The organism is Azospirillum agricola (genome assembly GCF_020005195.1).
In the GTDB taxonomy this organism is placed as follows: Bacteria; Pseudomonadota; Alphaproteobacteria; order Azospirillales; family Azospirillaceae; genus Azospirillum; species Azospirillum agricola.
Window position 1 is genome coordinate 1 of sequence record NZ_JAIFZR010000002.1, and the last position, 12711, is coordinate 12711.

At 71.4% G+C, this 12711-nt stretch carries 9 protein-coding genes and 2 pseudogenes; 2 read left to right on the plus strand and 9 right to left on the minus strand.

Going from position 1 to position 12711, the window contains the following annotated elements:
* Together JN22_RS02855 and JN22_RS02860 are read right to left on the minus strand one after the other, a co-directional pair.
* Positions 1 to 315, minus strand: a pseudogene (locus tag JN22_RS02855) (acyl-CoA dehydrogenase family protein); the annotation flags it as partial.
* Positions 316 to 370: 55 nt separating this feature from the next.
* Entirely contained in the window at positions 371 to 688 is a 318-nt protein-coding gene (locus JN22_RS02860) for an acyl carrier protein (RefSeq protein WP_223677539.1), read from the minus strand.
* 338 nt (positions 689 to 1026) lie between these two features.
* Between JN22_RS02860 and JN22_RS02865 the strand changes: the two are divergent.
* Positions 1027 to 3139: pseudogene (locus tag JN22_RS02865) on the plus strand (YgiQ family radical SAM protein).
* A 132-nt stretch (positions 3140 to 3271) separates the two neighbouring features.
* Here the strand turns inward: JN22_RS02865 and JN22_RS02870 are convergent.
* The 7 genes from JN22_RS02870 to JN22_RS02900 form a co-directional block, all read right to left on the minus strand.
* A complete protein-coding gene (locus tag JN22_RS02870; RefSeq protein WP_085552489.1) occupies positions 3272 to 4525 on the minus strand; it encodes a M20/M25/M40 family metallo-hydrolase in 1254 nt (417 codons plus the stop codon).
* Positions 4522 to 5772, minus strand: coding sequence for an allantoate amidohydrolase (locus JN22_RS02875; protein ID WP_085552490.1), 1251 nt, complete (start codon positions 5770 to 5772; stop codon positions 4522 to 4524). Before JN22_RS02875 ends, JN22_RS02870 begins: the two co-directional genes overlap by 4 nt.
* Positions 5773 to 5958: 186 nt before the next feature.
* A complete protein-coding gene (locus tag JN22_RS02880) occupies positions 5959 to 6252 on the minus strand; it encodes a DUF3325 family protein (protein WP_085552491.1) in 294 nt (97 codons plus the stop codon).
* Positions 6249 to 7901 carry a PepSY-associated TM helix domain-containing protein gene (locus JN22_RS02885; protein ID WP_223677540.1) on the minus strand — a complete coding sequence of 551 codons (1653 nt, stop codon included), beginning with the start codon at positions 7899 to 7901 and terminating at the stop codon, positions 6249 to 6251. The genes JN22_RS02880 and JN22_RS02885 overlap by 4 nt, the downstream gene beginning before the upstream one ends.
* A 14-nt stretch (positions 7902 to 7915) precedes the next feature.
* The gene (locus JN22_RS02890; protein ID WP_223677541.1) at positions 7916 to 8188 is read right to left on the minus strand and encodes a DUF3649 domain-containing protein; all 273 of its coding nucleotides are present in this window, start codon (positions 8186 to 8188) and stop codon (positions 7916 to 7918) included.
* A gap of 5 nt (positions 8189 to 8193) precedes the next feature.
* Positions 8194 to 8922, minus strand: coding sequence for a DUF4198 domain-containing protein (locus JN22_RS02895; RefSeq protein ID WP_085552494.1), 729 nt, complete (start codon positions 8920 to 8922; stop codon positions 8194 to 8196).
* 29 nt (positions 8923 to 8951) lie between these two features.
* Positions 8952 to 11465, minus strand: coding sequence for a TonB-dependent receptor (locus JN22_RS02900; RefSeq protein WP_211099560.1), 2514 nt, complete (start codon positions 11463 to 11465; stop codon positions 8952 to 8954).
* A gap of 326 nt (positions 11466 to 11791) precedes the next feature.
* On the opposite strand from JN22_RS02900, the gene JN22_RS02905 reads away from it, so the two are divergent.
* On the plus strand, positions 11792 to 12541 hold the full coding sequence (locus tag JN22_RS02905; RefSeq protein WP_085552496.1) for a sulfite exporter TauE/SafE family protein: 750 nt from the start codon (positions 11792 to 11794) through the stop codon (positions 12539 to 12541).
* Positions 12542 to 12711: the final 170 nt, after the last annotated feature.

Genomic DNA, 12711 nt, shown 5'->3' on the forward strand with positions numbered 1-12711 from the left:
GTCGCCACCGGTCTCGGCCTCCGTCGTCGCCGAGCCGAGCAGAAGCTGCTCGTCGGCGAGGCGGGCCAGGAAGGCGCGGTGCCACGCGCCGTCGCGCCCGTGATGGACCAGGCAGGCGACCTGGATCTGGTGCATGGCGAAGATCATGCCGGTCGAGCCGCAATGGCGGGCCAGCGCGTGGCAGGCCGCCGCCACCTCGAACAGCGAGGCGCCCGCCCCGCCGAACTCGGCGGGGACGTAGGCGCTCAGCAGGCGCTGTTCCCTCAGGGCCGCGACGGCCTCGGCGGGGAAGCGCGCGTCGCGGTCCACGCCGTCGGCGTGGGCGGCGGCGACCCCGGCACGACGGCGCGGGCCTGGGCCGAGGGGCCGCTCACGCGGCGGACCTGACGAGCAGGCCGCGCACGGCGTCGCGGATCGCCGCGATGCTCTCGAAGGTCCGGCGGTTCAGCAGGGTTTCGGGAAATTCCACCTCGAAGCGCTCCTCCAGCCCCAGCATCAGCCCGACGCAGCCGTGCGAGGTCAGCCCGGCGGCGTAGAGGTCGTCCTCGGGAGCGAGGCGTCCGGGATCCACCGCCAGCCCGCCGCACTCGGCCAGAACGGCGCGGATGTCCTCGGCCAGGGACTCGTCCGAAGGAAGGGGATGGTCATCGCCAGCCCTGCGTTGGTCGTCCCGGCGTCCGTCGGCCAAACATCGCGCTGCATGGTCATGCCTTTTGAAAAGTCCGATGCTGTGAAATTAATCATGGTCTTTGCCTCAATCCAGGCGGCATCGGTATTGCCGCATCCTTACACTTGCGATGATCTGTTCGCGCCGGACGTGTTACCCACAAGGATGGGGTGTTCGTTTCCACCAACGGTACGGGACGGAACGGAAGCTTCGGCGTGGCGGTGCTCCCTTCGCCTTCCCCTCAATAACCAATCGCTGCGCTGTGATTTGCGCAGTGGGAATTCCCGGCCGAACACGGTATGACTGGCCGCTTGCCAAGCCCCCGGATCACTCCATCATCGTCGTCAATGGACCGCCTCATGCACGCAGCGCCCAACCTGTTCGCCCACCGTCCCGATCGGAGCCGGCGCGCCAAGCCGGCGCCGTTCCTGCCGATGTCGCGCGCGGAGATGGACCGGCTGGGCTGGGACCAGTGCGACGTCATCGTGGTGACCGGCGACGCCTACATCGACCATCCCAGCTTCGGCATGGCGATCATCGGCCGGCTGCTGGAATCGCAGGGGCTGCGCGTCGGCATCATCGCCCAGCCCGACTGGACCAGCGCCGAGGCGTTCAAGGTGCTGGGGCCGCCGCGCCTGTTCTGGGGCGTGACCGGCGCAACATGGACAGCATGGTCAACCACTACACGGCCGACCGCCGGCTGCGCCACAACGACAGCTACACCCCCAACGACGAGGGCGGCAAGCGGCCCGACCGCGCGGTGACCGTCTACGCCCAGCGCTGCCGCGAGGCGTTCAAGGGCATCCCGGTCGTGCTCGGCGGCATCGAGGCGAGCCTGCGCCGCATCGCCCAGTACGACCATTGGAGCGAGAAGATCCGCCGCTCCGTGCTGGTCGATTCCAAGGCCGACATGCTGGTCTACGGCAACGCCGAGCGCGCCATCGTCGAGATCGCCCAGCGGCGCTGGCCGGCGAATCGCCGCGCGCGATGACCGACATCCGCGGCACCGCGATCATGCGCTCCAGCATCCCCGAGGGCTGGACCGTCATCGACAGCAGTTCCATCGACGACCCTTCGGCCACCGTGTCGCCGCGCGCCGCCGGTGCCGACCGCATGGCGGTGCGCCTGCCCTCCTACGAGCAGGTGAGCGAGGACAAGGTGCTCTACGCCCACGCCAGCCGCGTGCTGCACCAGGAGAGCAACCCCGGCAACGCCCGCGCGCTGGTGCAGCGCCACGGCGACCGCGACGTCTGGCTGAACCCGCCGCCGATCCCGCTGGAGACGCCGGAGATGGACGGGGTGTTCGACCTCGCCTACGCCCGCGCGCCCCATCCCTCCTACGGCGACGCGCGCATCCCGGCCTGGGACATGATCCGCTTCTCGGTCAACATCATGCGCGGCTGCTTCGGCGGCTGCTCCTTCTGCTCGATCACCGAGCATGAGGGGCGCATCATCCAGAGCCGGTCGGAGGGCTCGATCCTGCGCGAGATCGAGCAGATCCGCGACAAGACCAAGGGCTTCACCGGCACCATCTCCGACATGGGCGGGCCGACCGCCAACATGTACCGGCTGGCCTGCAAGGACAAGGAGACGGAATCGGTCTGCCGCCGCCCGTCCTGCGTCTTCCCCGACATCTGCAAGAACCTGAACACCGACCATTCCTCGCTGGTGCAGCTCTACCGCAAGGCCCGCGCGGTGCCCGGCGTGAAGAAGATCCACATCGCGTCGGGCCTGCGCTACGACCTCGCCGTGCGCAACCCGGAGTATGTGAAGGAGCTGGTCACCCACCATGTCGGCGGCTATCTGAAGATCGCGCCCGAGCACACCGAGCCGGGGCCGCTCGCCAAGATGATGAAGCCCGGCATGGGGGCCTACGACGAGTTCAAGCGGATGTTCGACAAGGCGGCGAAGGAGGCGGGGAAGAAGCTCTACCTGATCCCCTACTTCATCGCGGCGCATCCCGGCACCACGGACGAGGACATGATGAACCTCGCCTTGTGGCTGAAGCGGAACGGCTTCAAGGCCGACCAGGTGCAGACCTTCCTGCCCTCGCCGATGTCGCTGGCGACCGCCATGTACCACAGCGAGCGCAACCCCCTGCGCCCGATCCGCCGCGTCGGCGCCGAGGTGGTGTCGTCGGCCAAGGGGCTGCGCCAGCGCCGCCTGCACAAGGCGTTCCTGCGCTACCACGACCCGGAGAACTGGCCGATCCTGCGCGAATCGCTGAAGGCGATGGGCCGCGCCGACCTGATCGGGCCGGGCGAGGAGCAGCTGATTCCGGCGTGGCAGCCGGTCGGCGCCACCGCCAACCCGCGTGAGAAGGGGCCGCGCGAGAAGGGGCCGGGGGGGAACTGCACGTCGAAGGGGCCGAAGGGCCAGACCTTCCTGACCCAGCAGAGCGGCAAGGGCCGGCGGATGCTGCCGGGTGGCAAGGCGGGCGCCAAGCCGGGGCCGGGCCGCCGGGCGGGGTGAAGTCCGAAAAGCCCCTCTCCCTCGTGGGAGAGGGGTTGGGGTGAGGGGGCGGGAATTTTTCCGCCTACGGCGGAATACCCCTCATCCCAACCCTTCTCCCACAAGGGGAGAAGGGCTTCATCATAGTCCCGTTCAGCCCAGCAGTTCGGCCAGAACCCGCGCCACGACCAGCGTCGCCTTGCGCAGGTCCTCCAGCACCAGCTTCTCGTCGGCGCGGTGGCCGTTGGCCTCCAGCAGGTCGCGCGGGCCGGCGCCGTAGAGCACGGTCGGGATGCCGGCCTCCGAATAGTGCCGGGCGTCGGTGTAGAGCGGGATGCCGGTCCGCGCCACCGGCACGCCCAGCACCGCCTCGGCGTGGCGGGCGAACAGGGCGGCCAGACGCGGCGCGTCGCCGACCGAGGTGAAGGGGCGGGCCAGCAGGATGCGGCGCACCGTCACAGCGATGCCGGGGTAGGCGCCGGCCGCCGTCCCGATCAGGGCGCGCAGTTCCGCCTCGACCTCGGCCGGGTTCTCCTCCGGGATCATGCGGCGGTCGAGCCGGAAGGTCACGCGGTCGGGCACCACGTTGGTGTTGATGCCGCCCTGGATCAGCCCGACCGTCAGCGACGGGTGGGTGATGCCGGGAACCTCGGACCGCCGCTCGGCCAGCTCCGGCCGGTGGGCGTAGAGCGCCGACAGAACGCCGTTGGCCGCCTCCAGAGCGTCGAAGCCGGTGTCGGGGCGGGCGGCGTGGGCCGACTTGCCGTCGATCCGCACCTCCAGATGCAGGCAGCCGTTGTGCGCCGTCACCACCGAATAGGCGAAGCTGGCCGACACCGCGTAGTCGGGCTTGGAGATGCCCTGGTCGAGCAGCCATTTCGGCCCGATCTCGCCGCCGGCCTCCTCGTCGTAGGTCAGGTGCAGTTCCACCGTGCCCCTCAGCGGGGCGCCCGTGGCCGTCAGCGCCTTCAGCGCGAAGGCGTAGGTGGCGAAGTCGGACTTCGACACCGCGACGCCGCGGCCGTACATCACCCCGTCGCGGATCTCGGCGCCGTAGGGATCGGCCGACCAGCCCTCGCCGGGCGGCACCACGTCGCCGTGGGCGTTCAGCGCCACCACCGGTCCCTCGCCGGAACGGTCGCCGCCGAAGCGCTGGCGGATCACGAGGTTGGTGGCGCTGACCATGCCGTTGGCCCGCGCCAGCCCGGCCGGGACCGGGTGGCGCTCGACCGTGAAGCCCAGCGCCTCCAGCAGCTCCGCCGCGCGGGCGGCGTGCGGCGCGCAGTCGCCGGGCGGGTTGTCGGACGGCACCTTAACCAGCTCCGCCAGGAAGCGGGTCTCGGCGTCGAAGGCTTCGTCGACGGCGGCGGCCAGGGCGTGGTCAAGCGCGGAGAAAGGCTCGGTCATGGGGCGCGGTCCGATGCGGGCTGGAAATGGTCGACGAAACGGGCGAGCACGCGGGCGCCGGCCTCGGCGTCGGCGGCGGTGATGCTCTCGGCCGGGTTGTGCGAGATGCCGCGCTCGCAGCGCACGAACAGCATGGCGATGTCGGTCAGCGCGGCGACCGCCATGGCGTCGTGGCCGGCGCCGCTCGGCAGCTCCGGCGCGTCGAGCCCGAGCGAGGCGGCGGCGGCGGTGAGCTGCGTCATCAGATCGGGGTGGCAGGCGACCGCCGGGCTTTCGTGCAGGGTCTCGAAGGCGATGCCGACCTCGCGACGGTCGGCGATCTCCTCCAGCCGGGCGCGCACGGCGGCGACGCGCTCCAGCCGCAGGGGGTCGCGGTCGGCCCGCAGGTCGATGGTGAAGCGGACCCGGCCGGGGATGACGTTGGTGGCGCCGGGCGCCGCCTCGACGCGGCCGACCGTGCCGACCAGCCGGTCCTGGCCGGAGCACAGGCTCTCCACCGCCAGGATCATCTCGGCCGCCGCCGCCAGCGCGTCGCGGCGCAGCGTCATCGGCACCGTCCCGGCATGGCCGGCGAAGCCCTCCACCGTCACGGCGAGCCGGGTCGCTCCGGCGATGGCGGTGACGATTCCGACCGCGCGGCCCAGCGCCTCCAGCACCGGCCCCTGCTCGATGTGGAGTTCGGCGTAGGCGAGCACGTCGGCGGGGCGGTGGGCGGCGGTCGCCCAGGCGGCGGGGTCGAGGCCGAAGGCCGCCATGGCGTCGCCGAGCCGGACGCCGCCGGCGTCGCGCTTGTCGAGCACCGACGGGTCGAAGGTCCCGGCGACGGCGCGGCTGCCGATCAGGGTGGATTGGAAGCGGGTGCCCTCCTCGTCGCCGAAGCCGATGACCTCGATGGCGAAGGGCATGCGGCGGCCCTGCGCGTGCAATTCGGCGACGACGGCGATGCCGGACAGCACGCCCAGCATGCCGTCATACTTGCCGGCGTCGCGCACGGTGTCGAGGTGCGAGCCGATCAGCAGCGCCGGCAGGCCCGGCCGGTCGCCCTCGTAGCGGCCGACGATGTTGCCGACGGCATCCTCGCGCGCGCTCATGCCGGCCTCGCGCATCCAGCCGGCCACGAGGTCGTTGGCGCGGCGGTGCTCCGGCGTCAGGTAGAGGCGCGACAGGGCTCCCGTGTCGGCGCTGATCGCCGCCAGCGCCTCGATGCGCGCGAGAAGGGCCGGGCCGGAAAGCGGGGAGTCGGGCATGGGCGGGCTCTCGTGGACGGAGTCTGGGCGGACGGACTCTGGGCGGACGGGCGGACCAACAGGCCGCCGATCATAGGCGCGGCGGCGGCGGCGGCCCTAGCCCCCGTTGCGTGAAGACAGTTTCAAAGAATCCCGAAGCCTCGCGCGCCGTCCTCCGGCGCGGGCGGGAGGACGGCGCGCGATCCGTCAGCGCCTCGGCGTGCGCGCGGCGGCCCTTGCGCGCAGGATGAGCGCGCCGAGCACGACGCCGGCGGCCAGGCTCGTGTGGCCGCTGAACATCACGAGGCCGAGGCCCCAGCCTTTCCACGCGACCAGGGCGCCGAGCGCCAGCAGCAGGGCGGCGGCGCCGGCGATGCGCAGGGCGCGGGTGACGGACGGCGGCAGCGGCCGTCCGAGCAGGTCGTGCTGCTGGCGGTCCGTCGCGAAGGCCAGCGCCGTGAAGCCCGCCAGGGCCAGCAGGAGGGGCGGCAGATGGCTCATGCTTCCCCCTTGCGCAACGCGGCGCCGGCCATGGGATCCCGGTCGGGCTTGCGCGCGGGCCGGAGACGGGGTTGGTGTCTGGCCGTGCGGATCGCCAGGACCGCGTGGAGCCCGGCCAGCCCCCAGCACAGGAGCTCGGTGCCGGCGAAGATCCAGTCGCCCTCGGCGAGGCTGTGCCACAGCGGCCGCCGGGTGGTGGCCGCGTTCAGCACGGGCAGCAGCGCCAGCAGCGCGGCCGCCGTCCAGAGCTGCTCGATCCACGCGGTCCTGGCCGGACGCAGCGCGGCGTGCGCCAGCGTCAGCGCCCAGACGATGAAGAAGCCGTGGATTTCCCAGCCGGCGCGGTCGGCCATCCCCTGCGGCAGCAGACGGTTGGCCCACAGGAACGCCGCCATGGCGATCGACAGGCCGGCGATGCCCGCGATGTTCAGCCGCTCCACGAGCCGGAAACCGAAATAGGGCCGCTCCGGATCGGCCAGCTTCTGCCGCCGCTTCACGGTCCACATCACCAGCCCCGTGCCGACCATCGCCGTGCCGGCGAGGCTGACGAGGAAATACAGCCAGCGCGTCACGCTGTCGCTGAAGCGCCCGAGATGCAGCGCGTAGAGGACGCCGCGCGTCTCGGCCGCGGCGCCCACGCCCTCGTGGACCGCCAGCAGCCTGCCGGTCGGGCCCTCGAATTCCATGTATTGCGGGCTCATGGAGACTCGGCCGGCCTCGCCGCGCGCCACCGCCACCCGCGCCGCCACGTCGCCGGCATGGGTGACGGTGACGCGGCCGACGTTGTCGCGGCCCCAGCGCTCCTGCGCGTGGCGCACCATGTCCTCGATGGACGCCAGCGGCGCCGTCTCCCCGCTGGGCTTGCCCGGCTGGATGAAGGCGCTGAGTTCGGCGGTGAGCTGCTGGCGCTCGGCCGGCGTCCGGATGGCGGCCTGCTCGCCCCAGGGCATGTAGAGCGCCATCAGCGTGACCAGCCCGCTGTAGGTGATCATGGCGTGGAACGGCAGCCCGAACACCGACAGCGCGTTGTGCGCGTCGAGCCAGGAGCGCTGTCCCTTGCCCCAGCGGAAGGTGAAGAAATCGACGAAGATCTTCTTGTGCGTGATGACGCCGCTGACGATGGCGACCAGCATGAACATGGCGGCCACGCCGGCGATCCAGCGCCCCCAGATCACCGGCATGTAGTGGAACTGGAAGTGGAAGCGGTAGAAGAAGTCGCCGCCCATCGTTTCGCGCGACGTCACCTTCCGGCCGGTGGCGGGGTCGAAGCTGGCCTCGCCGAAGCCGCGCTGGCCGGGCGTGCCGGCGGCCGTGCGCCAGAAGGCGTAGACGCTGTTGTTGCGCGCGTCGGGCAGGCGCATGCTCCATTGCGGGCTGCCGGGCGCGATGGCGACGAGTGCGTCGGCGACGCGCTGGGCGACCAGGGCCTGGTCGGGGACCTCGGTCTGGTGCGGCAGCTCGGGCCGCATCCATTGCGACAGCTCGTCCTTGAAATAGGCCACCGTCCCGGTGAGGAACATGGCGTAGAGGACCCAGCCGAGCAGCAGCCCGACCCATGTGTGCAGGCCGGACATGCTCTGGCGGATGCCCGGAGTGGCGGGGCGAGCGGCGGGGCGGCCGGCGGGCGGCGGCTTCCGGTCGGTTTTCACGCGGGGGTTCCCCATCACCAGACGGACCACGCCGCCAGAAGCAGCGGCGCGGCGACCACGAGAAGGCCCGTCCAGGCCCGCGGGGCGCTGCGCGCCGCGAAGACCCAGATCACGGCGCCGGCGTAGACCGCGAAGCTCGCCAGCATCCCGGTGAGCACGGCCTGCGGCTTGCTCATGGGAAGGGCGAGCACGGCGACGCTGGCGAGCGCGGCCAGCGCATAGCCGCCGAACAGGGCGGCGACGATGCGCGAGACGAGCGGGCCGATGCCGCGGATCCAGCCGGCCACGGCGGTCACTTGCCGGGCGCCGCCGCCGGTCCGGCGGGGATCGGCGCAAGGCCGTCGGCGTGGACGTAGGTCACCGTGGTGACGTAGCTGACGCCGTCGTACTTCTCCGCGCCGCCGGCGCCCGGACGCTCGCCGGGGCTGCGCTCGTTGAGGCTGACCTCGGCGACGTAGGTGCCCTTCCAGGGCAGGTCGAATTCGACGAGCCCCTGCTCGTCGGTGTGGCCCTCCTTGGCCCAGCCCGACTGGGTGACCAGCGCCACCTTGGTCTTGGGTTTGGGCTGGCCCTTGAAGAACAGCTTGAACTGGCCTGGCTTGCCGGCCGGCACCAGATCCAGCGCCAGCTTGGGCGGCTGCTCGGCGAAGCCGGTGATCAGGCGGGCGGCGGGGTGGAACCAGTTGACGGTTTCCTTGTCCGCCTGCTTCCAGCTGTAGAGCGGGTACTGCGCGTCCTCGGCGACGATGCTGTCGCCGGCCGCCGCCGCGAAGGGCAGGGTGAAGCCGTCCGCCGTCCTGGCGGCGTCGGCCTTCCGCTCGCCCTTGGCGGAAACCAGCGTGCCGGCCGGCTTGACGAACTTGTCGAGCAGGCCGGGCGACGCCTCGCGGAGATTCTCGCCGAACTCACCGAAACGGATCGTCGCGTTGCCGCCGTCGGGCTGCTCGATCCAGATCTGGTGGGCCTGCGCGGGCAGGGCGAAGCCCAGGGCGGCGAGGAGGGCGATGGAAAGCTTGGTCATGGCGAATCCGTCGGCAGGAGCATGGAGGATCAGAAATCGACCGTGGCGGACAGCACCACCGTGCGCGGCGCGCCGACGGTCACGTAGGTGCCGGTCGTCAGCCAGTAGTTCTTGTCGAACAGGTTCTCGACGTTGGCGCGCAGGGTGACGGGCTTGCCCCCGATGTCGGCGCTGTAGCGGGCGCCGACGTCGACGCGGGTCCAGCCGTCGAAGCGCAGGGTGTTGGCGGCGGTCAGGTAGGAGCCCGAGGTGTGGATGACGCGCCCGTTCAGCGACAGCTCGGGCACCCAAGGGGTGGTCCAGTCGAGGCTGCCGGAGAAGGTCTTGTCCGGCACGCCGGCGGCGTCGTTGCCCTGCTCGGCGGCGACGGCGGTGCGGGTCAGCTCCGGCTTCAGGAAGGTCGCGCTGGCCATGGCGCGCAGGCCGGGCAGGATCTCGCCGTAGGCGGAGAGCTCCAGGCCGCGGTTGCGCTGCTCGCCGTCGTAGGCGAGGTCGTTCGAGGCGGTGCGGATCGAGTTCGGCTTGGAGATCTGGAAGACCGCCGCCGTCGTGGTGACGGTGCCCCAGTCGACCTTGACGCCGGCCTCGTACTGCTTGGACTTGAACGGGGCGAGCACCGCGCCGGTGTTGGCGTAGCCGGCGCCGACGATGGTGCCGCGGCTCAGCCCCTCGGCGTAGTTGGCGTAGAGCGAGAGGTTCTCCAGCGGCTTGACGACCAGGCCGGCCAGCGGCGTCGTCGCGCTGGCGTCGTACTTGCTGGTCATCGCGCCGGTGGCGGTGCTGTAGCTCTTCAAGGTGACCTGCTGGTCGCGCACGCCCAGCGTCAGCAGCAGGCGGTCGTCCAGGAAGGACATCGTGTCGGCCACCGCGACGCTGGTCAGCGTCGTCTCGGACGCCTTCGTCGGGTCGGTGCGCGCGGCCGTGATGGCGGGAAGCCGCGAGGGCCGGTAGATGTTCGTCGCGACCGAGCCGGCCGACTGGATGTAGGCGTTGCCGGCCTCCTGCTGGAAGCCGGTGAAGCCGACGTTGATGGCGTGGCGGACGGGCCCCGTGTCGAAGCGCAGGCGCGTGCCGGCCATGCCGCTGGTCGTCCGGGTGTAGGAGTCGTAGTAGGAGTTGCGGACCGTGAAGTTGCCGAGCGCGTTGACGGCCGGGCTGGAGGACGGGAAGACCTGATCGTTCGAGCCGTCGCGGTAGCCGAGGCCGGCGTACACGGTCAGCCAGTCGGTCAGGTCGAACTCGATGTTCGAGGCGACCGTCGTGTCCTTCTGGACCAGCGTCGTGCCGGGATACCAGTTGCCGCGCGCGTCCGGCGGCGCCGGGATGGCGGTCGTGGTCGACAGGATGCTGACCTGCGGGCGGAAATTGTCCGTGCTGTCGCGCTGCACGATGCCGTCGAGCGACCAGCGCAGCCGCTCGCCCCGGTAATCCACCGCCAGCGTGCCGAGGCCGGTCCGCGCGTCGCCGCCGTCGACCGAGCCCTCGCCGCCGCGCAGCAGGCCGTTGAAGCGGACGCCCCACTCCTTGTTCGCCCCGAAGCGGCGGCCGACGTCGGCGCTCAGGCCGAAGTTGGCGTCGCTCTGGTAGGTGGTGGTCAGGCGGGTCAGCGGCTCGTCGCCGGCGCGCTTGCTGACGATGTTGATGCCGCCGCCGATGCTGTTGCCGGGGGCGATGCCGTTGGCGAGCGCGCCGGGGCCCTTCAGCAGCTCGATGCGCTCGATGATCTGCGCCGGCACGCGGTTCTGCGACACCAGGCCGTACATGCCGTTGAAGCCGACGTCGGTGGCGGACACGGCGAAGCCGCGAATCTGGAAGGTGTCGTCGAAGCCGTTGCTGCCGGTGGTGGTGCGCACCGACGAATCGTTGATCAGCGTGTCGGCCGCCGTGCGCGCCTGCTGGTCCTCGATGAGCTGGGAGGTGTAGTTGGTCACGCTGAACGGCGTGTCCATGACGTTGCGGGAGCCGAGCAGGCCCAGCGATCCGCCCTGCGCCACCTGTCCGCCGGCGTAGGGCCGCTGGAGCTCGCCGGGAAGCGGAGCGGAGTTGGCCGTGACCTGGAGGGCCGGCAGCACCGTGCCGCCCGCCGCAGCCGTGCCGGCCGCCGGGGCGGCGCCCTGCGCGACCAGCCTGTAGCCCGACGGGCCGCGTCCGATCTGGTAGCTGCTCCCCGCCAGCAGCCGGCGGAAGCCGTCCTCCACCGTCGTCGTGCCGTTCAGCGCCGGAGCGGTCCTGCCCCGGACCTGCTCCGCGTCCACCGCGATGGAGACGCCCGCCTGCGCCGCGAAGCGGTTCAGCGAATCGGCAAGCGGACCGGCGGGCACGCTGGCGTTGACCGTGCCGGCCGTGGCTGCCGTCTGGGTGGCTGCCGTCTGGGCATGGGCGGCCGGCGCGAGGGAAAGCCCGCCCGCCAGCACGGCGCCGGCCAGCTGGACGGCCATGGCGACCGGGCGCAGGCCCGGAGCGGAGGCGTCGGGCGCAACGGACGGGCGGTTGCGAGGGGGAACGGTTTGGCGCGGAGCAGCCTTGCCGCGGACACGATTCATGGGGCCGATTCCTCTACCAGGCGGCGGTCTCTGTGACGCAACTTCAGCGGCCGGCACGGCGTCCTCCCGGTGGAGGCGAACGTCGGTGCGGATCGGCAAAAATGCGAATGATTATCATTGTATTCAGCGGGCGGCGGCTCTGGCAAGAATTGTGTGACTACCTACGATTTTGCTGACGCGCCGCCGCTGGTGTGTTGCCGATCTGCCACGGCTGGGGCGGTCGCGGCCTCCGTGCCCCGGCTGGGCCTCTGCCTTCGTCCACGCCTGAGGCACGCTGCGGATCATCCGCATTGTCCCGTGCCCGGATCGGCGTCTAGATCGGCTCCATGCCGAGCCACTCCCTCCCCATCATCGCCGCCGTAGCCCTGACATTCCTGCTCGCCGGTGGCGTGAAGGGGATGATCGGGCTGGGTCTTCCCACCGTCGCCATGGGGCTGCTGGGTCTCGTCATGCCGCCGGCGGAGGCGGCCTCGCTGCTGATCGTGCCTTCGCTCGTGACGAATGTCTGGCAGTTGGCGAGCGGCCCCCGATTCGGCCCTCTTCTGGAAAGGCTGTGGCCGATGATGGCGGGTGTGTGCCTGGGAACCTGGGTGGGCGCCGGCTTCCTGGCCAGCGACGCGTCGGGGGTCGCGACCATGGCGCTGGGGATCGCCCTGGTGCTGTACGCGATCCTCGGCCTGTCCTCGGCGCGGCTGCGCGTGCCGGCCGGGAGCGAGCGGTGGATGGGGCCGCTGGTCGGGCTGGCGACCGGGCTGGTGACCGCCGCCACCGGCGTCTTCGTGATCCCGGCCGTCCCCTACCTCCAGGCCCTCGCCCTGGAGAGGGAGGAGCTGGTGCAGGCCCTGGGGCTGTCCTTCACCGTCTCCACGGTGGCGCTGGCCGCCGGTCTGGCCCAGCACGGCGTGTTCGCCGGCGCGCTGGTGGGGATGTCCCTGCTGGCCCTGCTTCCGTCCCTGGCCGGCATGCTGCTCGGCCAATGGCTGCGCCTTCGCGTGCGTCAGGACACCTTCCGGCGCTGCTTCTTCCTGGGCCTGCTGGCGCTGGGCGCCCATCTCGCCCTGCGGCCCCTGTTCTGAGCGGGCCGGCGGCGAGCCGCGCGGCGCGGCGGGCTGCCGCGGAAGAAACCGTCTCCTGCGTCAGTCCTGGCGTTCGGACCGCCGGAGGGCCCGTGTATTTCTCAGAAATTTCATGAAGCCCGCCTGAAACATTCCAGGTCATCACTCCTAAATTCCTGTCGACATCATCG

Coding starts and splice junctions, on each gene's coding strand:
- JN22_RS02870 (WP_085552489.1), bottom strand. CDS start 4,525: ATGACCGAGCCTTTCTCCGCGCTTGACCACGCCCTGGCCGCCGCCGTC.
- JN22_RS02875 (WP_085552490.1), bottom strand. CDS start 5,772: ATGCCCGACTCCCCGCTTTCCGGCCCGGCCCTTCTCGCGCGCATCGAG.
- JN22_RS02880 (WP_085552491.1), bottom strand. CDS start 6,252: ATGAGCCATCTGCCGCCCCTCCTGCTGGCCCTGGCGGGCTTCACGGCG.
- JN22_RS02895 (WP_085552494.1), bottom strand. CDS start 8,922: ATGACCAAGCTTTCCATCGCCCTCCTCGCCGCCCTGGGCTTCGCCCTG.
- JN22_RS02900 (WP_211099560.1), bottom strand. CDS start 11,465: ATGAATCGTGTCCGCGGCAAGGCTGCTCCGCGCCAAACCGTTCCCCCT.
- JN22_RS02905 (WP_085552496.1), top strand. CDS start 11,792: ATGCCGAGCCACTCCCTCCCCATCATCGCCGCCGTAGCCCTGACATTC.